The sequence below is a fragment of the Streptomyces sp. R44 genome (assembly GCF_041053105.1).
Classification (GTDB): domain Bacteria; phylum Actinomycetota; class Actinomycetes; order Streptomycetales; family Streptomycetaceae; genus Streptomyces.
On sequence record NZ_CP163444.1, the window covers coordinates 757,379 to 784,028 of the forward strand.

At 72.9% G+C, this 26,650-nt stretch carries 21 protein-coding genes; 4 read left to right on the forward strand and 17 right to left on the reverse strand.

The features are described from left to right. Positions 1-5 precede the first annotated feature (5 nt). The 8 genes from AB5J54_RS03700 to AB5J54_RS03735 form a co-directional block, all read right to left on the reverse strand. Positions 6-2,321, reverse strand: coding sequence for an arylsulfatase (locus AB5J54_RS03700; RefSeq protein WP_369142421.1), 2,316 nt, complete (start codon positions 2,319-2,321; stop codon positions 6-8). Then, positions 2,318-3,250 carry a formylglycine-generating enzyme family protein gene (locus tag AB5J54_RS03705; protein ID WP_369142422.1) on the reverse strand — a complete coding sequence of 311 codons (933 nt, stop codon included), beginning with the start codon at positions 3,248-3,250 and terminating at the stop codon, positions 2,318-2,320. Before AB5J54_RS03705 ends, AB5J54_RS03700 begins: the two co-directional genes overlap by 4 nt. Further along, complete coding sequence (locus AB5J54_RS03710) at positions 3,247-5,112, reverse strand: ABC transporter ATP-binding protein (protein ID WP_369142423.1); 1,866 nt, start codon at positions 5,110-5,112, stop codon at positions 3,247-3,249. Before AB5J54_RS03710 ends, AB5J54_RS03705 begins: the two co-directional genes overlap by 4 nt. Further along, positions 5,109-5,972 carry an ABC transporter permease gene (locus AB5J54_RS03715; protein WP_369142424.1) on the reverse strand — a complete coding sequence of 288 codons (864 nt, stop codon included), beginning with the start codon at positions 5,970-5,972 and terminating at the stop codon, positions 5,109-5,111. Before AB5J54_RS03715 ends, AB5J54_RS03710 begins: the two co-directional genes overlap by 4 nt. A 5-nt stretch (positions 5,973-5,977) precedes the next feature. Then, a complete protein-coding gene (locus AB5J54_RS03720) occupies positions 5,978-6,922 on the reverse strand; it encodes an ABC transporter permease (protein ID WP_369142425.1) in 945 nt (314 codons plus the stop codon). A 1-nt stretch (position 6,923) separates the two neighbouring features. Further along, positions 6,924-8,516, reverse strand: coding sequence for an ABC transporter substrate-binding protein (locus AB5J54_RS03725; protein WP_369142426.1), 1,593 nt, complete (start codon positions 8,514-8,516; stop codon positions 6,924-6,926). A 249-nt stretch (positions 8,517-8,765) separates the two neighbouring features. Continuing rightward, positions 8,766-8,837 carry a putative leader peptide gene (locus AB5J54_RS03730; protein ID WP_313896399.1) on the reverse strand — a complete coding sequence of 24 codons (72 nt, stop codon included), beginning with the start codon at positions 8,835-8,837 and terminating at the stop codon, positions 8,766-8,768. A gap of 76 nt (positions 8,838-8,913) precedes the next feature. Further along, positions 8,914-10,146, reverse strand: coding sequence for an ROK family protein (locus tag AB5J54_RS03735; protein ID WP_369142427.1), 1,233 nt, complete (start codon positions 10,144-10,146; stop codon positions 8,914-8,916). Between the two features lie 569 nt (positions 10,147-10,715). Here AB5J54_RS03735 and AB5J54_RS03740 point away from each other — a divergent pair. Continuing rightward, positions 10,716-11,657, forward strand: a complete 942-nt coding sequence (locus AB5J54_RS03740) for a TauD/TfdA dioxygenase family protein (RefSeq protein ID WP_369142428.1) — start codon at positions 10,716-10,718, stop codon at positions 11,655-11,657. Between the two features lie 49 nt (positions 11,658-11,706). On the opposite strand, the gene AB5J54_RS03745 is transcribed toward AB5J54_RS03740, so the two are convergent. Further along, entirely contained in the window at positions 11,707-12,078 is a 372-nt protein-coding gene (locus AB5J54_RS03745; protein WP_369142429.1) for a cupin domain-containing protein, read from the reverse strand. Positions 12,079-12,382: 304 nt separating this feature from the next. Between AB5J54_RS03745 and AB5J54_RS03750 the strand changes: the two genes are divergently transcribed. The 3 genes from AB5J54_RS03750 to AB5J54_RS03760 all read left to right on the forward strand — a co-directional run bounded on the left by AB5J54_RS03750 (position 12,383) and on the right by AB5J54_RS03760 (position 14,876). Next, the gene (locus tag AB5J54_RS03750) at positions 12,383-12,820 is read left to right on the forward strand and encodes an SPW repeat protein (protein ID WP_369142430.1); all 438 of its coding nucleotides are present in this window, start codon (positions 12,383-12,385) and stop codon (positions 12,818-12,820) included. Between the two features lie 216 nt (positions 12,821-13,036). After that, on the forward strand, positions 13,037-13,393 hold the full coding sequence (locus tag AB5J54_RS03755) for a DUF805 domain-containing protein (RefSeq protein ID WP_369142432.1): 357 nt from the start codon (positions 13,037-13,039) through the stop codon (positions 13,391-13,393). A gap of 193 nt (positions 13,394-13,586) precedes the next feature. After that, positions 13,587-14,876 (forward strand): ATP-binding protein, encoded by a 1,290-nt coding sequence (locus AB5J54_RS03760; protein WP_369142433.1) that lies wholly within the window; start codon positions 13,587-13,589, stop codon positions 14,874-14,876. Here AB5J54_RS03760 and AB5J54_RS03765 read toward each other — a convergent pair. From AB5J54_RS03765 to AB5J54_RS03800, 8 genes are all read right to left on the reverse strand, one after another. Then, positions 14,854-15,777: a carbohydrate kinase gene (locus AB5J54_RS03765; protein WP_369142434.1), complete on the reverse strand. Its 924-nt coding sequence runs from the start codon at positions 15,775-15,777 to the stop codon at positions 14,854-14,856. The two genes, AB5J54_RS03760 and AB5J54_RS03765, sit on opposite strands and share 23 nt — an antisense overlap. 3 nt (positions 15,778-15,780) lie before the next feature. Next, positions 15,781-19,371: a glycoside hydrolase family 32 protein gene (locus AB5J54_RS03770; protein WP_369142435.1), complete on the reverse strand. Its 3,591-nt coding sequence runs from the start codon at positions 19,369-19,371 to the stop codon at positions 15,781-15,783. A 90-nt stretch (positions 19,372-19,461) separates the two neighbouring features. Then, the gene (locus AB5J54_RS03775; protein ID WP_369142436.1) at positions 19,462-20,958 is read right to left on the reverse strand and encodes a glycoside hydrolase family 32 protein; all 1,497 of its coding nucleotides are present in this window, start codon (positions 20,956-20,958) and stop codon (positions 19,462-19,464) included. Then, positions 20,955-21,968, reverse strand: coding sequence for an ATP-binding cassette domain-containing protein (locus AB5J54_RS03780; protein WP_369142437.1), 1,014 nt, complete (start codon positions 21,966-21,968; stop codon positions 20,955-20,957). The genes AB5J54_RS03775 and AB5J54_RS03780 overlap by 4 nt, the downstream gene beginning before the upstream one ends. Continuing rightward, the gene (locus AB5J54_RS03785; protein ID WP_369142438.1) at positions 21,965-22,912 is read right to left on the reverse strand and encodes an ABC transporter ATP-binding protein; all 948 of its coding nucleotides are present in this window, start codon (positions 22,910-22,912) and stop codon (positions 21,965-21,967) included. Before AB5J54_RS03785 ends, AB5J54_RS03780 begins: the two co-directional genes overlap by 4 nt. Then, entirely contained in the window at positions 22,909-23,844 is a 936-nt protein-coding gene (locus tag AB5J54_RS03790) for an ABC transporter permease (RefSeq protein WP_369142439.1), read from the reverse strand. The genes AB5J54_RS03785 and AB5J54_RS03790 overlap by 4 nt, the downstream gene beginning before the upstream one ends. A gap of 15 nt (positions 23,845-23,859) precedes the next feature. Further along, positions 23,860-24,837 (reverse strand): ABC transporter permease, encoded by a 978-nt coding sequence (locus tag AB5J54_RS03795; RefSeq protein WP_369142440.1) that lies wholly within the window; start codon positions 24,835-24,837, stop codon positions 23,860-23,862. A gap of 66 nt (positions 24,838-24,903) precedes the next feature. Continuing rightward, positions 24,904-26,592, reverse strand: a complete 1,689-nt coding sequence (locus AB5J54_RS03800; RefSeq protein ID WP_369142441.1) for an ABC transporter substrate-binding protein — start codon at positions 26,590-26,592, stop codon at positions 24,904-24,906. Positions 26,593-26,650: the final 58 nt, after the last annotated feature.

Consider the following 26,650-nt stretch of genomic DNA (forward strand, 5'->3'; position numbering starts at 1 on the left):
GATGGTCACTCGAAGGCCGCTGCCGCCTCCTTCAGGGCCGCCGCCACCGTTTCCGGGGCGTCGGGGCCCGGGGCGCCCGGACGGTAGGTGACCGAGTGGAGGCGGCCCGTGTAGCGGAAGGAGCGATGGCGTTCGTAGAGGGGCCAGGAGACCGGGGACTTGCGGTCGATGCCGACGCTGATGCCCTGGAAGGGTGCCATGCCGATGAGCTGGTGGACGCTGTCCGGCGTGGCGCGGTGTTCTCCGTCGACGGTGACGGTGAAGCGCCAGCGGAGGCCCTCCTCGGCGGTGGCCGTGAGCAGGATCGCGTGGGGGCCGGGGGCGAGCGGGCCCGCGTCGGTCTCGTGGAGGTCGCCGTACTCGTTGTACGCGAAGGTCAGCCGGCCGTTCTCGACGTACAGGCTGTAGCCGCCGCCCTGGTCGCCGTGCGAGACGAGGACGCCGTCGCCGGTCTCCTCGACGGCCACGGCGATCTCGAAGGAGCGCAGGGAGACGAGCCGTGAGGAGCGGTAGCGCTCCAGTTCCGGGGTGCCGGGGAGCAGGGTGAGGGGGCGGGTCAGGCGCTCCTCGGCGGGGTTGCGGCGGGCGAGGGCGCCGGTGTGGTCGGGGAGCGGGAAGACGCCGTTGCGCCAGGCGGCCTCCTCCCAGGCGGCCGAGAGTTCCTTGACGAGTCCGGGGTTCTGCGCGGCGAGGTCGTGGATCTCGGTGGGGTCGGTCCGGATGTCGTACAGGGCCCATTCGGAGTCGTCGTAGGGCGCCCCCGGCTCGTGGAGGGTCACGAGTTTGTGGCCGTCGCGGTAGTGGCTGCGGTTGCCGGACATCTCGCAGTACTGCTCGGGGTGGGTGGAGTCGTGGGCGGGGTCCGCGAGGACGGGTGCGAAGCTCGTGCCGTCCAGCTCCTGGAGCGGTGTGCCCCGGCGGGTCTCGGGGCGGGTGAGGCCGGCGAGTTCGAGGAGGGTCGGGGCGATGTCGGTGACGTACTGGTACTGGGGCCGGTGTCCGCCGGTGAGCCGGCCGTCCCTGACGCCCGCGGGCCAGGAGAGGACGAAGGGGACGCGGACGCCGCCCGCGTAGGTGTCGCCCTTGTAGAGGCGGAAGGGGGTGTTGGAGGCCATGCCCCAGCCCCGGGGGTAGTGGACGAGGCTGCGGGGGCCGCCGATGAGGTCGTGGTCGCGGTCGACGTCCGGGTTCCAGTCGCCGGGCAGGTGCGGGTGGTGGACGAAGCGGCTGAAGTAGGAGCGTGTTCCTTCGATGCCGCCCTCGCCCGTGCCGCCGTTGTCGGAGGTGAAGACGACGATGGTGTTGTCGAGTTCGCCGAGTGCGGCGAGGGTGTCGGTGAGCCGGCCGAGGTTCTGGTCGATGTTGTCGACGAGGGCGGCGTACACCTCCATGTAGCGGGCGTAGAGCCGCTGCTGATCCTCCGTCAGGGAGTCCCAGGCGGGGACGTCGAGTCCGGCCTCGCTGTTGCGGGCGGGGAGTTCGGTGCCGGGCGGGAAGAGTCCGGCGGCGATCTGTGCGGCGAAGCGCCGCTCGCGCAGGGCGTCCCAGCCCTCGTCGTAGCGGCCGCGGTGGCGGGCGATGTCCTCGGCCTTGGCCTGGAGGGGGCCGTGGACGGCGTTGTGCGCGAGGTACAGGAAGAAGGGCTTGTCGGGGTCGTGGGCGCGCAGCGACTTCACCATGGAGATCGCCTGGTCGGTGATGTCGTCGGTGTAGTAGTAGTCGTCGGGGAACTCGTCGATGTCGAGGGGGCTGTTGTCCCGGACGAGCTGGTGCGGGTGGAAGAGGCTGGTGAGGCCCTCCAGGACGCCGTAGTACTGGTCGAAGCCCTTCTGCAGGGGCCAGTTGCCCCGGTGGTCGGCGGCGTTGGAGGCGGAGTCGCGGACGAGGTGCCACTTGCCGACGGCGTAGGTGGCGTAGCCGGCGTCGTGGAGGAGTTCGGCGAGGGTGGGGATGTCCTCGGCGACCTCCATGCCGTAGCCGGGGAAGCCGGGGTCGAAGTTGGCGACCATGCCGTAGCCGACGCGGTGCGGGTTGAGGCCGGTGAGCAGGGCGGCGCGGGCCGGTGAGCAGAGCGGCATGGTGTGGTAGTTGCCGAGCCGCACTCCCCCGTCGGCAAGGCCGTCGAGGACCGGGGTGGGGATCTCGGAGCCGAAGGGGCCGATGTCGCTGAAGCCCATGTCGTCGACGAGGACGACGACGATGTTGGGGGCTTTCGCGGGCGGGGTGGTACGGGTCGGCCAGGCGGGCTCGGACTCGGCGAACGTGCGGCCGACACGGCCGCCGAAGCCCTCGTAGGGGTCGCGTCGGGGGGCGGTGCTCATGCGGGGACGGGTCCTTCCGGAAGGGCGAGCGAGCGGGCGACGCGGAAGCCGCCGTGGCCGGTCGAGGAGTCGGGCGTGTTGTGGGAGCGGGCGGCGACCCGGTAGCGGTTGCAGTAGGAGACGTGGCAGAGGTGGGAGCCGCCGCGGATGACGCGTTCGCGGCCCTCCTCGTCCCAGGGGTCGGCGCACCACTCCCAGACGTTGCCGGAGGTGTTGTGGAGGCCGTACCCGTTGGGTTCGTACGCCGTGACGGGGACGGTGCCGACCCGGCCGCCGGGGCGTTCCGAGATGTGCGGGAAGGTGCCGATCCAGGTGTTGCACATCTCGCGGCCGTCCGGGGTGAAGTCGTCGCCCCAGGGGTAGCGGGCGCCGTCGAGGCCGCCGCGGGCCGCGTACTCCCACTCGGCCTCGGTGGGCAGCCGGACTCCGGCCCAGGCGCAGTAGGCGAGGGCGTCGTCGTGGGAGATGTGGACGACGGGGTGGTCGGCGCGGTCTTCGACGCCGGAGCCGGGGCCCTCCGGGCTGTGCCAGGCGGCCCCGGAGACGCCGAGCCACCAGGGTGCCTGCGGGACCCGGCCGAGGACATGGCGCTCGGCGGCCGGGTGGAGCAGGAGGTGGAAGACGAAGGAGGAGCCGAAGCGTTCGGCGTCGGTGCGGTACCCGGTGGCCTCGACGAACGCGGCGTAGCGGGCGTTGGTGACGGCGGTGGCGTCGATCGCGAAGGGGGCGACGGTGACCTCCCGTACGGGTCCCTCGCGGTCGGCGGGATAGCCCTCGCCGAAGGAGTCGCCCATGCGGAAGGTGCCACCGGGCAGCTCCACCAGGGGATGCGCGGGCGGGGCCTTCCGTACGGTGGGCAGCGGAAGGAGTCCGGAGGCCGCGGGCCGGTGTCCGGTGCAGCCGCGTCCGGGGGTGCAGCAGGCGCTCATGCGGGCACCGCCTCGGCCACGACGCGTACGGGTCCACGTACGGGTACGGGTTCGGGCGCGGCGGCGAGCAGTGCCCGGGTGTACGGGTCGCGGGGGCGCTCGCACAGCTCGTCGGCGTCTCCGGTCTCCACGATCCTGCCTCCGTGCATGACGGCGATGCGATGGCTGACCTGGCGGACGACGGCCAGGTCGTGGGCGATGAAGACGAGGGCGAGGCCCAGGTCGCGCTGGAGGTCGGTGAGCAGGCCGACGATCTGGGCCTGGACGGAGACGTCGAGGGCCGAGACGGGTTCGTCGCAGATGAGGACGGCCGGTTCGGGGGCGAGGGCGCGGGCGATGCCGATGCGCTGGCGCTGGCCGCCGGAGAAGGAGCGCGGGTGCCGGTCGGCGGCGGCCGGGTCGAGGCCGACGAGGCGGAGGAGCTCCGCGACGCGGTCGGCCCGCTCCCCGGGGGCGCCGATGCGGAAGGCGCGCAGCGGTTCCGCGACGATCTCGCCGACGGTCATGCGGGGGTTGAGGGAGGCGTAGGGGTCCTGGAAGACCATCTGGACGCGGCGGCGTACGGCGTGCAGCTCGGCGCGGCGGGGGCGGGTGACGTCCTGGCCGTCGAGGAGGACGCGGCCGCCGTCGGCGGGATGGGCGTGGGCGAGGACCCGGGCGAGGGTGGACTTGCCGGAGCCGGACTCGCCGACGATGCCGAGGGTCTCCCCCGCCGCGAGGGTGAGCGAGACGTCGTCGAGGGCGGCGAAGCGGCGCCGGCGGCTGCCGTACGTCTTGCTCAGCGACTCGGCGGCGAGGACGACGGCGCCGGGCGCGGGGCGGTCGATCCGGGCGGGCGGCGGGGCCGGCGGGAGCAGCGGTTCGGCGTCGTCGGCGTGTGCGGCCCGCTCGACGACGGGCAGGCAGGCGACGCGTACGGTGCCGGTGACCGCGGTGAGCTGGGGCACGGCCGTGTGGCAGCGGTCCTCGGCGAGGGCGCAGCGGGCGGCGAAGGCGCAGCCGGCGAGCGGGAGGCTCAGGTCCGGCGGGGTGCCGGGGATGCCGGTGAGGCGGGTGCCGGAGGGTGCGGAGAGGCGGGGCACGGCGGCGAGGAGGCCGGCGGTGTAGGGGTGGCGCGGTCGGGTGAGGACGTCGGCGGTGGGGCCGTCCTCGACGACGGTGCCGCCGTACATGACGAGGACGCGTTCGCAGGCGCGGGCGACGACGCCCATGTTGTGGGTGATGAGGACGAGCGCGGTGCCGGTGGTGCGGGTGAGTTCGCCGAGGAGGGTGAGGATCTGGTCCTGGACGGTGGCGTCGAGGGCGGTGGTGGGTTCGTCGGCGAGGAGGACGTCGGGTTCGCCGGCGAGGGCCATGGCGATGAGGACGCGCTGGCGCTGGCCGCCGGAGAACTGGTGCGGATGGTCGTCGAGGCGGCGCTCGGGGTCGGGGATGCCGACGAGGCGCAGGAGTTCGACGGCGCGGGCCCGACGGGCCGGCTTGTCGCGGCCGCCGTGGGCGCGGAGCACCTCGTCGAGGTGGCGGCCGACGGTGAGGACGGGGTTGAGGGCGGTCATCGGGTCCTGGAACACCATGCCGATCCGGGCGCCGCGGACGGCCCGCAGCCGGTCCTCGCCGGCCGTGGCGAGGTCCTCGCCGTCGAGGCGTACGGCGCCGCCGGTGATCCGGCCGGTGCCGGGGAGCATCCGCAGCAGGGCGAGCGCGGTGGTGGACTTCCCGGAGCCGGACTCCCCGACGACGGCGAGGGTCTCGCCGCGCCGGAGCGTGAAGGAGACGTCCCGGACGGCGTGCAGGGTGCCGCCGTCCGGGGTGGTGAACTCCACGTCGAGGCCCTGGACTTCGAGGAGGGGCGGGGTGGTCATCGGCGTATCTCCCGGTTCAGCGCCTCGGCGGTCAGGGAGAGGCCGAGGACGAGCGCGGTCACGGTCACGAGCGGTCCTGCGGCGAAGTGCGGTGCCTGGGCGAGGTAGGGCATGGACTGGCTGAGGACGGCTCCGAGGGTGGGCTCGGGGGGCCGGACGCCGACGCCGAGGAAGCTCATGGCGCCTTCGATGAAGACGGCGACGGTGAGGGAGACGGCGATCTGGACGACGAGCGGGTCGGCGGCGTTGGGCAGGATGTGCCGGGTGAGGATCCTGCCCCCCGAGGTGCCGCCGACGCGGGCCGCCGTCACGTACTCCCGGCCGCGCTGGACGAGGATGCCGGTGCGCAGGAGCCGTCCGAAGACGGGGATCTCGGCGAGGGCGATGACGAGGATCACGGGCAGCCGGCCGGGGCCGAGGATCGCGGTCACGGCGAGCGCGAGGATCAGTCCGGGGAAGGCGAGGATCAGGTCGAAGGTCCGCTGGACGACGGTGTCGAGGACCGGGTGCGCGGCCGCGGCGAGGGCAAAGAGGCAGCCGAGTGCGGCCCCGAGGGGGACGGCGGCGGCGATGATGCCGAGGTCCGCGCGGATGCCGTACAGGAGGCGGGCGAGGAGGTCGCGGCCGAGGTCGTCGGTGCCGAGCGGGTGCCCGGGGGTGCCGGGCCCGGCGAGCGCCAGGGCGCTCTGGTCGGTGGGGCCGTGTCCGGTGAGGAGCGGGGCGAGGAGTCCGGCGAGGACGACGACGCCGACGAGGGCGAGGCCGGTGCGGCCGCGGGCGGTGGCGAGGGCGGCGAGGTAGGGGTGGCGGGGTCGTCGCGCACGGGGCGTCGCGGTCTTGAGGAGCGTGGTCGTGGTCATGGCGGTCACTCCCACCTGATCCGGGGGTCGAGCCGGGCGTGGACGAGGTCGGTGAGCAGCTGGACGAGGACGAAGGCGGTGACGAGGAGGAGCAGGAGGTCCTGGACGACGGGGTAGTCGCGGCGGATCAGGGCCTGTTCGGCGAGCTGTCCGAGGCCGGGCCAGGCGAAGATCGCCTCGACCAGCACGGCGCCGCCGAGGAGGTTGCCGGTCTGCATGCCGAGGAGGGTGACGACGGGCGGGAGGGCGTTGGGCAGGGCGTGCCGCCACAGCAGCCGTCGGGGGGCGATGCCGGCGGCGGTGGCGGTGCGCACGTAGTCCTCGGCGAGGGCGCGTTCGATGCCGTCCTTGAGGTAGCGGCCGAGGACGGCGGCACTGGGCAGGGCGAGGCAGAGGGAGGGCAGCAGCAGGTACTGGACGCCGAGGTCGGGTGCGGTGAGGAGGGGGACGCGGCCGCCCGGGGGCAGCACGCCGAGGAGTACGGAGAAGAGGAGGACGAGGAGGACGCCGGTGACGAAGGGCGGGACGGCGAGGGCGCCGGTGGTGAGGATCCGTACGGTGCCGAGGACCCAGCGGTTGCGGGAGGTCGCGCCGAGGATGCCGAAGGCGGCGCCGAGGACGACGACGAACAGCAGGGCCCCGAGGGTGAGTTCGACGGTGGCGCCCAGTCCGTCGCCGATGAGGTCGGCGGTCTGTCCGCCGATCGCGTAGGAGGGTCCGAGGTCGCCGGTGAGGAGGTCGCCGAGCCACCGTGCGTACTGGGTGGGCAGCGGCGCGTCGAGGCCGAGGCGGGCCCGGATCGCGGCCTCGGCCTCGGGGCTCGCGTCGGGTCCGGCGAGGACGGCGGCGGGATCGCCGGGGACGAGCCGGAGGACGGCGAAGGCGAGGACGGAGGCGATGAGGAGGACGAGGAGGGCGGAGGGGAGCCTCCGCAGGAGGTAGCCGCGCACGTCAGCCCGCCAGGTAGGCGTCGTCGAGGTTGAGGTAGGAGAACTTGTTGAGGGTGACGCCGTGCAGCTTCTTCGCGGAGACCTGGACGGAGCCGCGGATGACGAGGTCGATGATGAACGCCTCGTCGAGGAGGGTGTCGGTGATCTGCCGGCGCAGCGCGTTGGCGCGGGCGTCGGTCTCGGGGGTGGTCCAGGCCTCGCGGACGACCTCGGTGTAGGCGGCGGAGCGGAACCTGGAGGTGTTCTTGGCCTCGTTGAAGGGGTAGGCGCTGACGGCGAGGGTGGAGGGCTGCACCTGGGCGAAGCCGTGGCCCATGGTCCAGAGGGCGGGCATGGACTGGGAGATGAGCTTCTTCTGGGCGGTGGCCGGGTCGGTGGGCTGGAGGGTGACCTGGACGCCGATCTGCTTGAGGTCGTACTGGATCGCTTCGGCGACGGCGGTGTCGCCGGGCAGGCCGAGGTGGAGCAGCGGGAGGTCGAGCCGGGAGTGGCCGGCGGACTTGAGGAGTTCGCGGGCCTTGCCGGGGTTGTACGTGTAGTGGGTGCGGCCTGCCTCGCTGAAGGCGGGTGAGGACTTGGGCCAGGGGGTGGCGGACGCGAGGCCGTGGCCGCCGAGGACCTGCTTGAGGATGCGCTCGCGGTCGACGCCCTGGGCGAGGGCCTGCCGGACGGTCTTGTCGTTCAGGGGGGCGACCGTGGTGTTGACGCCGAGGTACAGGGCTCCGGCGCCGGTGGCGTACTCGCTGAGGGTGAGTTCGGGGGTGGCGGTGACGGTGGCGAGGTTGTTGCCGGGGACGTCGAAGGAGAGCTGGGACTGGCCGGTGCGCAGGGAGGAGAGCAGGGCGTCGGCCTGCGGCACGACGCGGAACTCGACGGCGTCCAGGTAGGGGCGGTCGGGCTGCCAGTACTTCTCGTTGCGGGTGAAGGCGAGGCCGGCGCCGGGGCTCCACCTGGTGAGCTTGAAGGGGCCGGTGCCGTTGAGCTTCTTGCCCGTCACGGCGTCCTCGACGCTGTTCCGGTCGGTGAGGATCATGAACTCGAAGAGGTCGAACAGGTTGTTCACCGGATGCGCGAGCTTGAGTACGAGCTCGTGGTCGCCGCGCTTCTCGAAGCCGGCGACGGCGGCGGCCGTCGCTCTCAACTGGGAGGCGCGGAGCGGGTTCTGAAGGTTCTTCACCGCGAAGATCACGTCGTCGGCGGTGAAGGGACGCCCGTCGTGGTAGGTCACTCCGGTGCGCAGCTTGAGGGTGAGGGAGCGGCCGTCCTTCGCGTACTCCCAGGAGGTGGCGAGTTCGGGCTGCGGCTTCAACCGGTCGTCGTACCGGGTGAGCGTGTTGTAGACGAGCCGCTGCTGGAGCGACTGGCCGCTCTGGGCGAACAGCAGGCTCGGCGTGAAGTCCGAGTTGATGGCGACCGTGAGGGTGCCGCCGCGCTTCGGTGCCGCGGCCGCCTGGCCGGCCGGCGCCTCGGCCTCGGAGACGGCGGAGCGGCACCCCGCGAGGCCGAGACCGAGCAGCAGGGTGCCGCCACCCGCGGCGCGCAGGGTGGTGCGCCGGGAGAGGGCGGTGGGCGTGGAGGGGTACAGCTCGGTCATCGATGCCTGCCTGTGAAGGAGAGTGTGAGGCCGCAGGGTGCTGGGTGCTGGGTGCACAGATTTGTTCCGCTGCGGAAGGAAGAAGGCGCGCAGAGACGCCCGCGGGGCCGGGAAGGCGCGCGGAGGTGTACGGGGAGGGGGCACGCCACTGCGCCGGATCGGCGCACGGCGTCTCAGCGGGAGAGAGGCGAGGGGCCCGCGTGCGGCAGGACCGGGGCGGGGGCGGCGGGGCCGGTACCGGCGCCTGGATCAGGCGCGAACGGCACAGACCGCGCTGGCCTGTCGACAGAGGTCGACGTGCCTGCGGGAGATGAGACGCATGCCCTGATTCACGGGAGCAATATGACAGCGGCTTCGCGGAGCGGTCAACTTCCCTTGACCGCATACCGAGACGGGATCACCTCGCGCCGCTCGCGGACAGCAGCTCGCCGATGGTCTCAAAAGGCCTTCTGAACAGGGGATTCAGCAGTACCGTGCCCGCCGCGACGGGCAGCGTGGCCGGTCCGGCATGTGGACTGACGATGCGTTCGGGGTCGTCGCAGACATGCGAGAGGTCGATGGCGGCCCCGCGGATCTCCTCCAGGTAGTCGGGTTCGAGGACGCTGGACTGCTCGGTCACGACGACCAGATCGGGGTTGAGGACGTCGAGCAGGAGCGCGACGGCGCGTCCGACCGCACGGGCGCGTTCGCGCAGCAGCCGGTCGGCGCGCCGGTCCCCGGCCGCGGCCGCGTCCACCACGAGGGAGGTGTCGGGCTCGGGCACGATGCCCCGGCGGACGGCGGTGGCCGCGAGGGCGGTGTTGGACGCCGTGGCCTCCAGACAGCCGGAACGCCCGCACGGGCAGGGCGCGGTGGAATCCGGTACGGGGAGGTGGGCCACGTCTCCGGCGGCGGCACCCGGTCCCTGGTGCACGACCCCGGCGAGGCCGACGGCCGCGTCGACGACGTTGCCGACGAAGAGGTGGACCAGGCTCCGGCGGGCGGCGGGCCGGCCGAAGAGGATCTCCGACTGGGCGATGGAGCGGGCGTGGTTGTCCAGGCGTACGGTGCGGCCGCCGAGGCCGCGGGCGAGTTCGGCGGCCAGCGGGCGGCGCTGCCAGCCCAGGGCGTCGTGACGGACCACCACCCCCTCGGCGGGGTCCACCCAGCCGCCGACCGCGGCGCCGACGCCGAGCAGGGGGCGTCCCCGCGCGTGGGCGTCGAGGAAGCCGCGCAGTTCACGGGCGATCGCGCCGGGCAGGGCGTCCGGCGCGATGCCGCCGTGCGGGTAGGTGCGCCGGGCGACCACCTGTCCGCGCAGATCGACGAGGGCGAACGTCGAGCCGGGGACGCCCAGGTGGACACCGCCCGCGACGGGTCCGCCGGTGGCGCCGATGTGCAGGTCGACGGGGATCTGGGGCCGTCCCACTCCCCCGCCTCCGGCGAGTTCGGGCAGCTCGCGCAGGAGCCCGAGCCGGGTCAGGTCGGTGGCCTGGCGCGAGACGGCGGCGGGGCTGAGGCCGGAGAGCCGTGCGACGGCGCTGCGGGCGACCGGGCCGTGGTCGAGGACGGTCCTCAGCACGGTGGCGGCGTTGGCCTCGCGCCGGCCGTCGCCCGCCATGCGGGAGCCGTGCGGGGTGGTCGTCGTCATCGTCGCCTCTCTGGTCACTGTTGCGGTGGTGTGAAATCCCGGGGCGGCCGGACGCGGGCCCGCCGGCCGCCCGTTCGGCCCCGGCCGGCCCCTCCGGCCGGAGGGGAGTCGTCGCAGGTCAACGGCGGTTCCGCCGAGTGCGCGGAGTCCGGCCCCCGGCGCCGGGCAGGCGCCGATTCAACCATCGCGAGCGGTGGTTCGGGGCACGGGCGGCCGCTTGACGTCCGGCGGCGGCCGCTGCGAGTCTCCGGGACATGTTCGCGACCTCGTCCTGTACCGCCGTCTGCGGCGCCTGATCCTCGCGACCCTCGCGCGGTGACCGGCCCGCCGGTCCGGCCGCCGCCCTCGTACGAGCCTGCCTGTCGTACAGCCTCCCTCGTACGCCCTGCCTCTCGTACGGTCCTCCCTCTCGTACCCCTCTGTCTCGTACGGCCCGCCGCCGCGGCCCCGCCTCATCCTCGGCCCGGCGTCCGGCTCGTGCCGCCCTCCTCGGGCATCCGTCACTTCATTGCTTCCGCTCCGAGATTAATTCCTCCGGGACTTCCCCGGACCGCCGAAAGGACCGCGTCATGTCGACCGCGACCACCTCCGTCACCGTCCAGAAGGTCGGCGGCCGCCTCGGCGCCGTCATCTCCGGCGTCCGCCTCGGCGGCGACCTCCCCGCCGAGACCGTCGCCGAGATCCGGGCCGCGCTCCTCGCGCACAAGGTCGTCTTCTTCCGGGGCCAGGACCACCTGGACGAGGAGGCCCACGAGGCCTTCGGCCGGCTCCTCGGGACGCCCGTGGCCCACCCCACCGTGCCGTCGGCCGACGGCCGTTACTCCTTCCCGATCGACTCCGACCACGGCGGCCGGGCCAACCAGTGGCACAGCGACGTGACCTTCGTGCCCGCCTACCCCGCCTTCTCCGTCCTGCGCGCGGTCGTCATCCCGCCCTACGGCGGCAACACCCTCTGGGCCAACACCGCGACGGCGTACGAGAAGCTGCCCGAACCGCTGCGCGCCCTGGCCGACGGCCTGCGCGCCGTGCACTCCAACGACTACGACTACGCGGCCCTGCGCCCCGGGGTCCTGCCGGAGCAGCTCCAGCGCTTCCGCGAGGTCTTCGCGTCGACGAAGTTCCTCACCGAGCACCCGGTCGTGCGGGTCCACCCGGAGACCGGGGAGCGGACCCTGCTCCTGGGCAACTTCGTCCAGCGGATCAGCGGTCTGACGGGCGCCGACTCCCGCACCCTGCTCGACCTCTTCCAGGGCCACATCGAGCGCCCGGAGAACACGGTGCGCTGGCAGTGGCAGGTCGGTGACGTCGCGATCTGGGACAACCGCGCCACCCAGCACTACGGCGTGGACGACTCCGACGACCACGAGCGCAAGCTGCGCCGGGTGACCATCGACGGCGACGTGCCGGTCGGCGTGGACGGCCGCTCCTCGGTGCTGCTCGCACCCGAGTCGGTGCCGGAGCCGGCGTTCGGCATCGCCTCCGGCGACTCGGCGGCACCGGCGGCGGTGTGATCCGTGTCCGCCCCGGGTGGCCCGCACCCGGGGCGGGGGTGCGCGGGGGTCAGGAGGACGGCGGCAGGGCGTAGTCGGTGAAGCCGAGCCAGTCGAGGGTCACGCAGGGTTCGTCGCCGAGCACCCAGGCGTCGTGGCCCGGCTTGACCTCCATGTAGTCGCCCGCGGCGAACTCGGCCGTCTCGCCGTCGTCCATGACGACCTTGATGCGGCCGCTGACCACGTATCCGACGTGCGAGGCCTGACAGCTGTCGGTGCCGGCGATGGGCTTGACGTGCTTGGACCACTGCCAGCCCGGTTCGAAGACGGCGCGGCCGACCGAGCCGCCGTCACCGACGAGCAGGTCGAGCCTGCCCTTGCCCTCCTCGAAGGGACGCGTCTCGTCCGCTGAGTCGAAGCTCTTCCGTACGATCCCGGCCATCGCGCACTCCCGGCGGTGGAAAGGGTGCGGTCCCCGAGTCCGCTTCCAGGCTACGCCGGGGCGGCGCGGGCCGCCGTGCCCGGCGAGCGCATACCGATACGGAGAATGGTCAATCCTTGCATTGAATTTTTGTTGAACGAGAATCGCCATTTGGTGGATCCGTGCACATTCGCGGCCCTTTTTCTGTGCGCATCCCTTACTGGACAGACCTACACATAAAGCCCAGATAAGCGCACAATGAAGCAGCGGCGCGATTGCCGCAAGTGCAGTCAGACGTGCATACGCCAGAAGGAGGCGAGGTCGTATGTCTGACGTCTCTCACCGTCGTGGTGATATCGCAGGACACCCGGACGCGACGGAAATGCGGGAGCGGTATGCCCGCGTACTCCAGACCAGAGGTGTCACGGCGGTCGAAGAACTCGTGATCCTCGCCGGCGTCTACGCCGCGATCTCCCCGTGGGTCGTTCACTTCTCCGCCGCCATGCCGACACTCGCCATCACGAACCTGGTCGTCGGCATCGCCCTCGCGGTCCTCGGCCTGTGCATGTCGATGGCCCCCGAGCGGTCGCAGGACCTGAACTTCGTCGTCCTGCTGCTCGGCGCATGGCTGATCATCGCTCCATGGGTGGCCGCGCGGAACCCCGACACCGGCACGATCCTCAGCAATGTGATCACCGGTGCGTGCGTCTGCCTGTTCTCCCTGACGGCCGGTGGACTGCTCATGACCAAGAGAAGGACGTGACGTTCTGATCGTCCGACACCCTGACCTTCGCTGATCCTCTCCCGGAACGGCGGCATCTCCTCTCCCGGAGGTGCCGCCGTTCACCGCGTTCTGTGCGTGAACTGCAACTACCGGGTAACGAATTGACCCACGTGGTTTCAGCCACATAAGTTCTGCGTAAAGCTTGCTCCACAGGGACAGGCTCCCGCTCGCATACCCAGTCCTTGGGGGGACAAAGTGAACTGGTACCTCGACGTTCTCAAGAAGTACGCGGTGTTCAGCGGCCGTGCGCGTCGCCAGGAATTCTGGATGTTCTTCCTGTTCAACGCCATCGCGGCGATCATCCTCATGATCGTCGACTCCCTGCTCGGCACCTACCCGCTGCTGTACGGCATCTACGCCCTGGGCGTCCTGATCCCGGGTCTCGCCGTGACGGTCCGCCGCCTGCACGACACCGGCCGCTCCGGCTGGTGGATCCTCATCGACCTCGTTCCGCTGGTCGGCGCCATCATCCTGATCGTCTTCCTCGCCACCGAGGGCGAGCAGCACCAGAACGCGCACGGCCCGAACCCGAAGCTGGCCCCGGCCTACTGACGGTCCCCGCCTGCTGAAGGACCCGCTCACGCGCGCGGCCCCCGGAGTTCTCCTCCGGGGGCCGCACCCGTTTCCTGCCCAGTGCCGGTTCGGCGCGTTTCCCCGCGCCGCCTTGTGCAGGATGGCGCACGACCGGCCCCCGCGGCCCCGCCTAGCCTCGCCGCAACAGCACGAACGAGGGGCGGTACCACCGGTGAACTGGCACATCCACGACTATCGCGAGAGCGATCTCGCCGCCGTCGTCCATCTGATCGACACCACCGCCGAGCTCGGGCAGGAGTCCGTGTTCTCGCTCGCCGAGTGCATCGGCGCCCTCACCACCCGTCAGCCGGCCGTGGTCGCCGTGCACCAGGGCGCCCCCATCGGCGCGGCGCTCGCCTGTGTCTCCGGCGAGCGGGCCTGGGTCATGCGGGTCGCGATCTCCTCGGCGTGGCGGGGCCGCGGCCTCGCCAGCGCCCTGCTCGTGGAGCTGGAGCGGCGGCTCGTCGCGGCCCGCGTCGGGCGCATCGCCTACGTCCTGCCGGAGGAGGAGCTCCTCGGCGAGGGCCTGCTGAACGCCGGGTACACGCGCCAGCCGGCCGTCGCGTACTTCGAGAAGGTGGAGCCGCTGCACGGCCCCGCCGCGGGTCTCCTCGACGACCTGGGCGGCCGGCTGCTCCCTGGCGACCTGTGGGCGAAGGTCGCCGGCATGGAGCGGGAGAAGGACCTGATCGAGCGCCGGGTGGTGCTGCCCCTGGCCGAACCGGAGCGCGCCACCCGCCACGGGGTGCGACCGCCGCGCGCGGTCTGTCTGTTCGGCCCGCCCGGCACCGGCAAGACCACCTTCGCGCGCGGCATCGCGTCCCGGCTCGGCTGGCCCTTCGTGGAGATCCTGCCGTCCCGCCTCGCCGACGAGGGGAACCTCGCCGCCGCCCTGCGGTCCGCGTTCGCGCGGATCGCCGAGCTGGAGCGGGTCCTGGTCTTCATCGACGAGGTCGAGGAGATCGCCCCGGTCCGCTCGGAGCCCGCCCAGCCCGGTGGCATGCACGGGGTGACGAACGAACTCCTCAAGCTGATACCGGGCTTCCGGGAGCGGGACGAGCGGCTGCTCGTCTGTGCGACCAACTCGATCCGCTCCCTCGACCCGGCGTTCCTGCGCCCCGGCCGCTTCGACTACCTCATCCCGATCGGTACGCCGGACAAGGCGGCCCGCGCCGCGATCTGGGCCCGGTACACGGACGGGCGGCCGGACGTCGACATCGACGAGCTGGTGCTCGCGAGCGAGCTGTTCACGCCCGCCGACATCGAGCACGCGGCCCGGATCGCCGCGCAGGCCTCCTTCGAGCGGGACCTCCTCGCGGTCGGCGGGCGCGGCGGCGACGACCCGGCGCCCGGCGCGAGCACGGCGGACTACCTGGAGGCCATCGCCGAGTGCCGGCCGACGGTCACGCCGGAGATGGTCGAGCAGTTCGCCGCGGACATCACCTCACACGCCCGCACCTGATGGTGAACTTCTCCCCGGCCGCGTCCAGTTCGTCCCGGTCGGGCGGCTGGGCGCCGGCCCGGGAGACGGTGACGGCAGCCGCCGCGGCCGCCCTCCGCAGCAGCCTCGCCAGGTACTCGGCGCCCAGCCCGTCGAAAGTCTCCCGGCCGGCCAGGACGTCGAGTACGGCCGACATGAAGGAGTCACCCGCGCCGACCGTGTCGACGACGGTGACCGGCGGCGCCTCCGAGGTGACCGTCTCCCGCCCGGTGAGGGCGAGCGACCCCGCCGCGCCCCGGGTGACCAGGACGACGGCCGGGCCGAGCGCCAGCCAGCGGGCGGCGACCGCCTCCGGCTCCTCGCCGGGGTACAGCCAGGCCAGGTCCTCGTCGCTCGCCTTCACCAGGTCGCTCAGCGCGACGCAGCGCTCGACGCGGGCGACGGCCTCGGCGTGCTCCCCCATCAGTTCGGGCCGCACGTTGGGGTCGTAGCTGACCGTGGCCCGGTCGCGGAGCCGCTCGACCTCGGCCAGGACGGCGGCCGCGCCGGGGGAGGTGACGGCGGCGATCGAGCCGATGTGCACATGGACGGGCCGCTCCTCGCGGAGCTCCCCCGCCTCCAGGGTCCAGGCGATGTCGAAGGTGTACGAGGCCGCTCCGTGCGCGTCGAGCGCGACGACCGCCGACGGGGTGCGTACGGGAGCGCCGCCGACCTCCACCCGTACCCCCGCGCCCTTCAGATGGTCCGCGATCAGCCGGCCGGTGGGGTCGTCGGCGAGCTGGGTGAGCAGGGTGACGTCCCGGCCGAGGCGGGCGAGGCCGTAGGCGACGTTGGCGGGGCTGCCGCCCGGGTGGACCCGTTCGCTGCCGTCGGCGCCGCGCACGATGTCGGCGACGCACTCGCCGATCACCAGGATGGACATGGGTCAGAGCTCCTTGGCGTAGGTGTCCTGGTAGCCGGCCCGCCCGCCGAAGACGTTGAGGCCGACGTGGCCGTCGGTGTAGGTGGCCGCCGGTTCGGTCAGGTCGATGATCCGGTTCCCGTCGAGGAAGACCTGGATACGGGTGCCCTGGTGGACGACCCGCAGATCGTACGTGGCGCCGTGCCGTACGAGAGCGGGGACCCGGGCGAGGGCGGCGGCGTCGTCGAAGGAGCCGCCGCGCCGGACGACGAGACGGACGGCCCGGAGGTCCGGGTCGACGTTGAGGACGTACCCGTCGGCGCCGTCGGCTGAGGCCCGCCAGATCAGGGAGGCGGCGCCCCGGGTGCCGTCGGGGCCGCCGAGCCGTAGCAGGGTGGTGAGTTCGAGGTCGGCGAAGCGGCGGGTGGACATCGCGTCGCTGTCGCGGTCGAAGACCCCGGTGTGCCCGGCGCCGGTGGCCTGCCAGCGGCCGGCGGGGACGGCGGTGAGGGTGCCGAGGTCCGTGCGGAACTCCCCCGGCGGCGGGGGCCCGGGCAGGACGGGGAGCGTCTCGGAGAGGCGGCAGGTGGAGGCGAGGCGGTGGAGGGCGAGTTCCGCGATCCGGACCGTGCCGCCGTCGGCCGTGAAGGCGATCCCGTCGGCGTCGGGGTCGGGCAGGACCAGGCTGGTGACGACGGCCTCGCCGGCGCCGCCGAAGACCTCCACGGAGGAGGAGTCGACGAGGATCCGCAGCCGGACCGTCCGGCTGCCGTCGGCGGCCCGGGCGGCCGCGAGCGGGGCCTCGGTGCGGCCCGCGAAGGAGCGGGTGAAGTCGGTGCGTCCGGAGGCGGTGCGGTCGACGTAGAGGCGTTCGCGGACGGCGTCGTAGCCGACGAGGGTGGCCTGTCCGTCCTTCGTCCGCAGATGAAACGCGCAGCCGGTCGCGGCGCCCGTCGGCGGCAGCAGGAGCTCGGCCTCCAGGTCGTACGTGGTGCCGGTGAGGCCCGCGCAGGGGTCGGGCGCGCCGGGTCCTGCGGTCAGGTCCCGCCGTACGGTCGTGTCCGTGCGCAGCGAGGCCAGTTCGGCGACGGGCCACTGGCGCAGGACGGGGCCGTCAGGGCCGTCGGCGAGGGTGAGTTCACGGGGAAGGGAGTGCTGGCCGTTCCACGGGTGGGTGGGGGCGCTGAACGGATAGTCCCAGTTGGTGGTCCAGCCGAGCCAGACGCGGCGCGCGCCGGGCAGGTCCGCGAAGGTGATGGCCGCGTAGAAGTCGCGCCCGTGGTCGCTGCGCGGGGCCGGGCCCGGGGCCTGGTGAGCGGTGAAGGCGGTGCCGTCCCAGTCGCCGGTGAGGTGGCGGGCGGTGGAGCCGTCGGTGGAGCGGAGGGCGCCGGTGCTGAAGGTGAGGACCCAGACCGTGCGGGCGGGGTCGCCGTCGACGGGGAGCGGGATGAGGTCGGGGCATTCCCAGACCCCGCCGCCGGCCACCCAGTCCCCGTAGCCGAACGAGCTGGCACGGGTCCAGTTGAGGAGGTCCCGGGAGGTGAAGAAGCGCACGTGGTCGCCGCCGGACACCACCATGACCCACTGGTCGCGGGCCTCGTCCCGGACCACCTTCGGGTCGCGGAAGTCCCAGCCGCCGTCCGGGCCGCCGGGGTTGCCGACGAGCGGCCCGGGACCGCCGTAGGGCTGCCAGGAGCGGCCCCGGTCGGTGCTGTAGGCGGCGCGGACCGCCTGGTTCCCGCCGATCCTGTCCGGCTGGTAGCTCGTGTAGTAGGCGATCAGGCCGGAGCCGCCGCCGAACAGGCCGGAGGCGTCGCCGTGATCGGCGACGGCCGATCCGGACCAGCGGTGGCCGTACTCGTTCCATTCGAGGGCGATCGGCAGCGCGCGCCAGTGCAGGAGGTCGGTGGAGACGGCGTGCGCCCAGCGGCCTTCGGCCTGGTGGAAGAGGTGGTACTCCCCGTCGAGGTGGACGAGCCCGTTGGGGTCGCTGCCCGGTCCGGAGCGCGGTGAGTGGTGGACGGCGGGGCGGTACGGCTCGGTGTAGTGGTCGCGTACGTCGGCGGCGTACACGTCCTGGAAGTACGCGGTGCCGCCGGCCGCGACGAGCCCGACGGTGTCGCCGGTGGCGCTCGCCGGGGCGCGCAGGGCCTCCACGCCGTCCACAAAGGCGGTGAACTCGCCTCCGAGGAGGTGGACTTCGACGCGGTACGGAGTTCCCGTGCGGAGCGGGCGTACGGGCGGGGGCGCGGTGGCGAGGACGGCGCGGCTCGTGTGGTCGAGGAGCCGTATCGAGCCGGTCGTGGTGTCCAGGAGGAGCTCGTGCCCGCGGACGAGGAGCCCTGCCGCGTCCGCCCCGGCGAGCTGCACGTCGGCGGAGACGACCAGGTCGGGGCCGTCGGGGGCGGGCGCGGTGCGCAGCCCGCCGTTCCCGCGCAGGCCCTTGAGGTCGCGGGTCCAGGTGCCGGAGAGGGTGGTGGCGCCCGGGAGTCCGTCGGGCGGGCCGGCGGCGGTGACGTTCTCGAAGGAGACCCGGCCGTTGTAGGCGAGGAGCCCGGGGCGGCCGGAGAGGTGCGGGGCGGGCGCGGGGTCCTCGGTGTCGATGACGGGTGCGTAGCCGTCGGGGCGGAGGAAGTCGCTCTGCCAGTGGACGCGGAGGCGGCGGCCCTCGGCCTCGACGCGCAGGCGGTGGACGGTGCCGGGCGTGATCGGGGTGGAGTGGGTGGCGAGGGTGACGTCACCGTCCACGCGGTAGAGGCGGAGGCGGCCCAGGTTGGGGTCGGCCTCGACGGCGTAGCCCCGGGTGCCGGTGGCGTCGGCGCGGACGAGGAGGGCGGCGACGGCGTACGGGTCGTGGACGAGGACGTCCGCCTGGAGGGAGGTGTCGTACGCGTCCTCGGCGGCGATCGTACGGATGTTGGCGCCTTCGGGCGCGGCCCCGGTGAGCCCCAGTGGGGTCGGGGTCCAGGTGCCGGTGCCGGTCCAGCCGCTCAGGTCGGTGGTGACGGTCCAGGTCCGGGGAGGCCCGAAGGTGACCGAGCCGCCGTCGGCGAGCAGGCCGACGTGGCCCGTGGTGTGGCGGTGGTCGACGGTGGTGAGGACCTGTTCGCCGTCGACGTGGACGGTGAGGGCGGGCCCGTCGACGGTGACGTCGAGGGCCGTGCCGGGGCCGTTGCCGCCGGTGGCGAGGGTGGTGCCGTTCGCCAGATCGACCAGCTCCACCTGGCCGTTCGCGGGTTCCAGGAGGACGGCGTAGCCGGTGGAGCCGTCGGCCTCGGCCCGCAGGACGAGTCCGCCCCGGGCGTGCGGGGTGGCCGGATCGGCCGTGATCCGGACGGAACACCCGGCGCGGGCGCCGATCCGGTGCTCGGCGACGGCGAGCGCGGTGCCGGAGGCGGTGGAGGCGCGTTGCCCGCCGTCCGGGGTCCGCTGCCAACTCCCCTGGTACGGGAGGGGGTCGGGGAGCGGCGAGGTGACGGCCTCGGGGAGCGTCGCGGTCCGGCGGCGCGCGGGGGCGGCCTCGGCGGTGCGGGAGGCGACGAGGGCGGGAAGGAGGGCGAGCCCGCCGGCCCGGAGCAGGGTGCGGCGGTGGAGGGGGAGCTCGGGGATACGCATGGGGCCTCCTCGGCGGTGGGGTGGCGCCGGTACGAAAGAAGGAAGGGGCCGGTGCCGGGGGTCCGTGCCCGGCACCGGGCGGAAGGACCGCTACGGCCAGAGCGGGCGCGGGCTCGTCTCGATCGGGGCCATGTGCCAGGCGTCGAGGCGGGTGACGGTCGCGCGGCCGGTGGTGGTGAGCGAGACGCCGGTCGCCTCGTGGGGGCGGGTCGGGTAGACGCGGGCGGCCAGGGCGCGGCCGTTGGCGAAGATCTCCAGGGCGGAGTGGTCCACGAGGACGCGGAGTTCGACCGTGCCGTCCGGGCCGAGGGGCAGGTCGCCGTGGCGGGGTGCGGTGTCGACGTCCGGGTCCAGGCTGCTCGCCTCGCGGTGGAGGCGCAGGGTGCCCGAGGTGCCGGAGGCGTCGCGCGCGAGCTCGATGACGGTGCGCTCGGCGCCGTCCGGGGTCTCCCGTACCCCGAGCCGTACCGTGGCGCCCGGGGCGAGGCGCAGGGTCGCCTCCAGGTCGAGCTGGTCGCCACGGATCGCGTCCAGGTCGGCGTCCCCCTCGAAGGGCCCCAGGGCCACGTGGTCGCGGCGCAGGCGCGACAGCTCCGGCACGGGCGCCTGGGCGAGGGCGCCGTCGGGGCCGAGGGTGACGAGGCGCGGCAGGGACATGACCCCGGACCAGCCGGCGTGGGCGGTGGCCTCCTCGCCGCGGCCCTCCTGGAGCCAGCCGAACATGATGCGCCGGCCGTGCGCGTCGCGCATGGACTGGGGCGCGTAGAAGTAGTTCTGTCCGTGGTCGAGGCGGTGCAGGGCGCTCGGCTCGAAGCGGTCGCCCTCGTAGCGGCCGGTCCAGTAGAGGGGGTGGTGGGTGGCGCCCTCGTCCCAGGCGGAGAAGGCGAGGACGTCGGTGCCGTCGACCCGGAAGAGGTCGACGCACTCCCACATGGTGCCGGTCCAGTCGGGGTCGGCGGCGGTGCCGAGGCTCGCGTCGCCGGTCAGGAGCGGGCCCACGTACCGCCAGTCGCGCAGGTCGTGGGACTCGTACAGGAAGGCCGTGCCGCCCTGGCCGCGGATGCCGGAGCCGACGAGCTGGCGCCAGAGGTCGCCCTCCTTCCAGACGCAATGGTCGCGGTACGCGGTGATGTCGAGGCCCGCCGGGGGCGCGGCGATCACCGGGTTGGCGGGGTCCTTCGTCCAGTGCCGCAGGTCGGGGCTGCCGGTGGCGACGCAGGGCAGCTCGCGCTCGCCGTGCCGGCCCGAGTAGACGAGCGTGGGCACTCCCCCGTCGTCGACGAGGACGCCGGACCAGCAGCCGTCGCGGTCGGGTCCGGTGGTGCCGGGGACGAGGGCGACGGGTTCGTCGGTCCAGGTGACGAGGTCGGTGGAGGTGGCGTGGCCCCAGTGGATGCGGTGGTGGGCGGGGGCGAGCGGGTTGTACTGGTAGAAGAGGTGGTAGACGCCGTTCCAGTGGCTGAGCCCGTTGGGGTCGTTGAGCCAGCCGCCGGGGGACGTGAAGTGGAAGCGGGGCCGGTGCGGGTCGCGGAAGGCCCGCTCGGCGAGGCCCTCTTCGACGGCGGGGGCGATCAGGTCGTGTGTCATGCGGCGGTGTTCTCGGCTTCCGGGGAGGCGTCGTCGGCGGGCTGGAGCACGCGGTGGGCGATCTCGTGGGCGGGCGCGTAGAGGTGGCAGCGCACCCAGTGCGGCTGCCCTCCGTCCTCGCCGACGGTGTGGCGCACGGGGGTGGTGCTGCTGCAGGTGCCGTCGTCGTACGGGCAGGACGCGGGGTTCAGGACGGCGGCCCGCAGCCTGGCCCGCTCGGCCTTGTCGTAGCCGGTGCGGCGGGCGGGGTCGGGCACGGCGGAGAGCAGCAGCCGGGTGTACGGGTGGGCGGGGGCGTCCATGACGGCGAGCGCGTCGCCGCCCTCGACCAGTTCGCCGGCGAACATGACGGCGGTGGTGTCGGCGAGGTAGCGGGCCGAGCCGAGGTCGTGGGTGATGTACAGCATGGACAGGCCGCGTTCGTCGCGCAGGCGGCGCATCAGGTTGAGGACGCCGACCCGGACGGACACGTCGAGCATGGAGGTGGGTTCGTCGGCGAGGAGGACGCTCGGTCCGACGGCGAGCGCGCGGGCGATGGCGACGCGCTGGCGCTGTCCGCCGGACAGCTCGTGCGGGTAGGAGTCGAGCATGTCCGGTGCCAGGCCGACCTCCTCCATGAGGGCGGCGAGCCGTCCCCGGTCGGCCGCGTGGCCGTGGAGGACGAGGGCGCGGGTGAGGAAGTGCTCGACGCGGTGGACGGGGTTGAGGGAGCCGAAGGGGTCCTGGAACACCATCTGGACCGTGCCCCGGTACGTACGGGAGGCGCGGCGGCGCTCGGTGCGGAGCACGTCCTCGCCGTCGAGGAGGATCTGTCCCGAGGTGGGCCGTTCGAGGCGGGCGAGACAGCGGGCGAGGGTGGATTTGCCGCTGCCGGACTCGCCGACGAGGGCGGTGACACGGCCGGGGGCGAGGTCGAGGTCGACGCCGTTCACGGCGCGGACGCGGCGGCGGGAGAAGACGCTGCCGACCGGGAAGTCCTTGGTGAGCCCGCGGATCTGGAGGAGGGTCATGCGGCGGTGCCTTCGGTGAGGGCTGCCCAGCGACCGGGCGCCACCTGGCGCAGGTCCGGGATGTTCGTGGAGCAGTCGGCGCGGTCGTCGGGGCAGCGGACGTGGAAGCCGCAGCTGTCGGCGGTGCGCGGGGCGTCGAAGAGGCCGGTGAGTTCCCGGCGCGGTCCGGTGAGCGGCGGGAAGGCGTTCATCAGGGCTTCGGTGTACGGGTGGAGGGGGCGGGCGAACAGCTCCTTGGCGTCGGCGAGTTCGACGAGGCGGCCGCCGTACATGACGCCCATGCGGTCCGACAGCTCGACCATCAGGGACATGTCGTGGGTGATGAAGAGGACGGAGAAGCCGAGCGTCTGCTGGAGTTCGCGGATCTGGGCCATGATCTCCTGCTGGACGACGACGTCGAGCGCGGTGGTCGGCTCGTCCATGATGAGCAGGGCGGGCCCGAGGGCGACGGCCATGGCGATGACGACGCGCTGGCGCATGCCGCCGGAGAGCTGGTGCGGGTAGGCCTTCAGCCGGTCGGGCGAGATGCCGACGAGGTCGAGGAGTGCGGCGGAGCGGTCGCGGGCGGCGCGCTTCTTCAGCTTCTCGTGGGTGGTGAAGATGTCGCCGATCTGTTCGCCGACCGTGAGGACCGGGTTGAGGGAGTTCATCGCGGACTGGAAGACCATGGCGATCTCCCGCCAGCGGAAGGCGCGCAGTTCGCGGGCGTCCATGGCGAGGACGTCGCGGCCCCTGAAGGTGACGGAGCCTGCGGTGATCTCGGCCGGCGGCTTGAGGAGCCGCATGACGGCGTTGGCGACGGTGGACTTGCCGCAGCCGGACTCTCCGGCGAGTCCGAAGATCTCTCCGGCTCCGATGGTGAACGACACGTCGTCGGCGCCGACGACGCTGCGGCCGTCGCCCTGGTACTCGACCCGCAGGCCCTGGACGTCGAGGACGTTCATTTCTTCCCCTTCCGGCGGGCGCGCAGGCGCGGGTTGGTGATCTCGTCGACCGCGTAGTTGACGAGGGCGAGCCCGAAGGCGACGAGCGCGATGCACAGGCCGGAGGGGACGAACGCCCACCAGGTCCCGGTCATCAGGGCGCCGTCGTTCCCGGCCCAGTAGAGGTTGGTGCCCCAGCTGACGACGGAGGCGTCGCCGAGGCCGAGGAACTCCAGGCCCGCCTGGGCGCCGATGCCGAAGATGACGCAGCCGAGCAGGGTGGTCATGACCACGGACGCCATGTTGGGGAGGATCTCCCGGAACATGATCCGCAGCGGTCGCTCGCCGGTGACGACGGCGGCCGCGACGAAGTCCTTGCCCCGGATGGAGGTGGCCTGGGCGCGCAGTACGCGGGCCGAGCCGGCCCAGCCGGTGACGGTGAGGACGAGGACGACGGTGGCGGTGCCGGGCGGCAGGAACGCGGCGAGGATGACGAGCAGCGGCAGCCCCGGCAGCAGCAGGAAGACGTTGGTGACGAGGGTCAGCAGGTCGTCGACGAGCTTGCCGAGGTAGGCGGAGGCGAGGCCGACGAGCAGGGCGACCAGGGTGGCGGCGATGCCGACGGTGAAGCCGACGAGCATCGAGCTGCGGGTGCCCCACAGGGTGAGGGCGAGGACGTCCTGGCCCTTGGCGGTGGTGCCGAGCCAGTGGCCGGCGGAGGGCGGGGTGGCGCCGAGGTCGGTGATGAGGGACGGGTCGCCGGGCGCGAGGACCGGGGCGAGCGCGCCGAGGAGCGCGAAGACGGTGAGCAGGAGGAGTCCGGCGCGGGCCTTGCGGTCGGCGAGCAGCCGGCGCCCGAGGCCCTGGCGGGCGGTGCGGGTGGTGCCCGGCGGGCCGGGCGTCGGGTCGTGGGACACGGCCGTGGCGGTGTCCGGGGTGTCGAGGACGGACATGGTGGGGCTCCCTCCTCAGCGGACGCGGACGCGCGGGTCGAGGCGGACGTGGATGAGGTCGACGACGAAGTTGGCGAGCAGGACGGCCGCCGTGATGGTGAGGAAGATGCCCTGCATCAGCGGGTAGTCGAGGGCCTGGACGGAGGCGAGGAGCTGGTAGCCGATGCCCGGGTAGGCGAAGACGACCTCGGTGAGGAGGGCGCCGCCCACCATGAATCCGAGGGCCATGCCGAAGTTGGTGACGGACGGCAGCAGGGCGTTGCGGGCCGCGTACCGGAACATGATCCGGGCGGGGCCGAGCCCCTTCGCCTCGGCCATGGTGATGTAGTCCTCGGCCGCGGTGGCGATCATGGTGTTGCGCATGCCGAGCATCCAGCCGCCGATCGAGACGAGCACGATGGTGAGGGCGGGAAGCACCAGGTGGGTGGCGACGTTCCCGAGGAAGACGGCGTCGAAGCCGGGTTCGAGCCCGACGTCGTACGCGTGCCGGAGCGGGAACCAGCCGAGCGTGACGCCGAAGAGGTAGAGGGCGCCCATCGCCAGCCAGAAGTACGGGAACGAACCGACGAAGATCAGCAGCGGCGGGAGCGCGGAGTCGAGGATCCCGCCCCGGCGCCAGGCGGCGAGGACGCCGAGGAGGTTGCCGACGAGGGCGGCGACGACCAGGGCGGTGAGGCCGAGGAGCAGCGTCCAGCCGATCTGGGAGCCGATGACCTCGGAGACCGGGGTCGGGAACCGCGAGATGGAGATGCCGAGGTCGCCGGTGGCGACGCTGTGGAGGTAGTCGACGTACTGGCGCCACAGCGGGCGGTCGTCGAGACCGAAGAGTTTCTGCAACTGGGCGATCTGATCGGGCTGCATCGGCCCCTGGGCCTGGGCGAACATCCGGGAGACGGGGTCTCCGGGCATGAAGCGCGGCAGCAGGAAATTGAGGGTGACGGAGGCCCAGAAGGCGATCAGGTAGAACCCCAGGTTGCGCAGGACGAGACGCACTGCTCTTCTCCCTGTCGGGTGTTTCGGGGCGGGGACGGCCCGGTGGGGCCGTCCCCCTGGGGCGGGCTAGCCCTTGACGGGCTGGAGGGAGGTGAGCACGAGGACGGTGGTCACGGACCGGTTGGAGAGGGTCGCGTACGGGTCGTCCTTCGTCGGCCAGCCGGTGAAGCGGGCGTCGGTGTACGCGCCCCACTCGGGTCCGGGGAAGAGCGGCACGACGGGGGCGTCGGCGGCGAACAGCTTCTGCAGCTCGCCCGCCCTGGCCTGCTGGGTCTTCGGGTCGGTGGTGGCGGCGAAGGCGTCGATGAGCTTGTCGGCCTTCGGGTCGCCGAAGCGGTGGTAGTTCTCGGTGGCCTTCTCGCCGACGGGCTTGACCTGGGTGGTGGCCATGGCGCCGCGGTAGAACTCGTACGGGGTGGCGCCGTTGTTGCTCCACACGATGCCGCTGTCGAAGGTGCCCGTCTCGTACGCGGAGACGACGGCGGACCAGTCCGGGGACTTCACGGTGGCGGTCACGCCGACCTCGGCGAGGTTCTGCTTGATGATGTTGGCGACCGAGATCCAGTCGGAGGAGGCGGAGCCGACGGAGATGTCGAGGGTGAGCGGCTTGCCGTTCTTCTGGGTGCGGCTGCCGTCGGCGCCTCTCTTGTACCCGGCGGCGTCGAGGGCCCGGGCGGCGGCCTCGGTGTCGTACGTGGTCCAGTCGCAGGAGGCGGCCACGGCCTTGTCGCGCCAGGTGTCGTAGGCGTTCGACAGGCCGGTGCAGTCGGCGGGGGCGGTGTAGCCGTTCATGGCGACCTTGGCGATCTTGGCGCGGTCGACGGCCCGGCTGAGCGCCTTGCGCAGGGCGGGGTCGTCGAAGGGCGCCTTGGCCGTGTTCAGCTGCCAGTTGATCATCGCGCCGGTGGTGGGGAACCAGTAGTGGTTCGTCTTCGGGTTCTTCGCGACGAAGGACTTCTGGATGTCGGGGACGAACGTCTGGGTCCAGTCGACCTCGCCGTTGGTGAACGCGAGGTTGGCGCTGTCGTTGCCGGAGAAGGCGAGCAGGCGTATGCCCGCGATCCGCTGCTTGGCCGGCTGCCAGTACGAGGGGTTCCTGCGCAGCTCGTACGACTGGCTCTGGAAGTGGTCGACCTGGGTGTACGGGCCGGTGCCGACGGGCGCGGGGTTGGTGTCCTTGGCCGGGTCGGCGATCTTCGACCAGATGTGCTTCGGGACGATGAAGTGCCCGCCGATCTCGTAGAGCGAGGGCGAGAACGGCTTGGTGAAGTGGAAGGTGACCTTCTGCGCGCTGTCGGCGGTGACCTCGCGGAGGTACTCGAATCCGCCGAGCAGCTTCTTCTGGAGCTCGAAGGTGTGGACGACGTCCTCGGCGGCGAAGGGCTGACCGTCGGACCACTTCACACCCTCGCGGAGGGTGAAGGTGACGGACTTCCCGTCGGGCGCCTGGGTCCATGCGGTGGCGAGCCAGGGGGTGTCCTTGCCGTCGGCCGGGTTGTGGACCATGAGCGGCTCGTACACCGCCTCCTTGGTCATGGGCGCGGCCTTCGGGGAGAAGGGGTTGAAGTTCCGCGTGAAGGTGCCCATGTCCTCGCGGGGGATGGTGAGGAGCTGGTTGCCGGAGGTGTCTCCGGCGCCGGCTGCTCCCGCGCCGCCGGAGCAGCCGGTCAGGAGCAGGGCGGTCGCCGCGGCGCCCGCCAGGAGGGCGGGGCGGAGCCCCCGCGGCGCTCGGCCGCGGGCAGGGGAGGGTGTCATAATGGTGGCTCTTTCCTCTCTTCAACACACCGGACGAAGACGGGACGGAAGATCTCGA

Excerpts from the sequence above, each read along its gene's own strand:
- AB5J54_RS03740 (WP_369142428.1), top strand. The coding sequence starts at position 10,716 with ATGTCGACCGCGACCACCTCCGTCACCGTCCAGAAGGTCGGCGGCCGC.
- AB5J54_RS03790 (WP_369142439.1), bottom strand. The coding sequence starts at position 23,844 with ATGTCCGTCCTCGACACCCCGGACACCGCCACGGCCGTGTCCCACGAC.
- AB5J54_RS03775 (WP_369142436.1), bottom strand. The coding sequence starts at position 20,958 with ATGACACACGACCTGATCGCCCCCGCCGTCGAAGAGGGCCTCGCCGAG.
- AB5J54_RS03725 (WP_369142426.1), bottom strand. The coding sequence starts at position 8,516 with ATGACCGAGCTGTACCCCTCCACGCCCACCGCCCTCTCCCGGCGCACC.
- AB5J54_RS03785 (WP_369142438.1), bottom strand. The coding sequence starts at position 22,912 with ATGAACGTCCTCGACGTCCAGGGCCTGCGGGTCGAGTACCAGGGCGAC.
- AB5J54_RS03710 (WP_369142423.1), bottom strand. The coding sequence starts at position 5,112 with ATGACCACCCCGCCCCTCCTCGAAGTCCAGGGCCTCGACGTGGAGTTC.
- AB5J54_RS03780 (WP_369142437.1), bottom strand. The coding sequence starts at position 21,968 with ATGACCCTCCTCCAGATCCGCGGGCTCACCAAGGACTTCCCGGTCGGC.
- AB5J54_RS03765 (WP_369142434.1), bottom strand. The coding sequence starts at position 15,777 with ATGTCCATCCTGGTGATCGGCGAGTGCGTCGCCGACATCGTGCGCGGC.
- AB5J54_RS03745 (WP_369142429.1), bottom strand. The coding sequence starts at position 12,078 with ATGGCCGGGATCGTACGGAAGAGCTTCGACTCAGCGGACGAGACGCGT.
- AB5J54_RS03705 (WP_369142422.1), bottom strand. The coding sequence starts at position 3,250 with ATGAGCGCCTGCTGCACCCCCGGACGCGGCTGCACCGGACACCGGCCC.
- AB5J54_RS03735 (WP_369142427.1), bottom strand. The coding sequence starts at position 10,146 with ATGACGACGACCACCCCGCACGGCTCCCGCATGGCGGGCGACGGCCGG.
- AB5J54_RS03800 (WP_369142441.1), bottom strand. The coding sequence starts at position 26,592 with ATGACACCCTCCCCTGCCCGCGGCCGAGCGCCGCGGGGGCTCCGCCCC.
- AB5J54_RS03715 (WP_369142424.1), bottom strand. The coding sequence starts at position 5,972 with ATGACCACGACCACGCTCCTCAAGACCGCGACGCCCCGTGCGCGACGA.
- AB5J54_RS03750 (WP_369142430.1), top strand. The coding sequence starts at position 12,383 with ATGTCTGACGTCTCTCACCGTCGTGGTGATATCGCAGGACACCCGGAC.
- AB5J54_RS03770 (WP_369142435.1), bottom strand. The coding sequence starts at position 19,371 with ATGCGTATCCCCGAGCTCCCCCTCCACCGCCGCACCCTGCTCCGGGCC.
- AB5J54_RS03700 (WP_369142421.1), bottom strand. The coding sequence starts at position 2,321 with ATGAGCACCGCCCCCCGACGCGACCCCTACGAGGGCTTCGGCGGCCGT.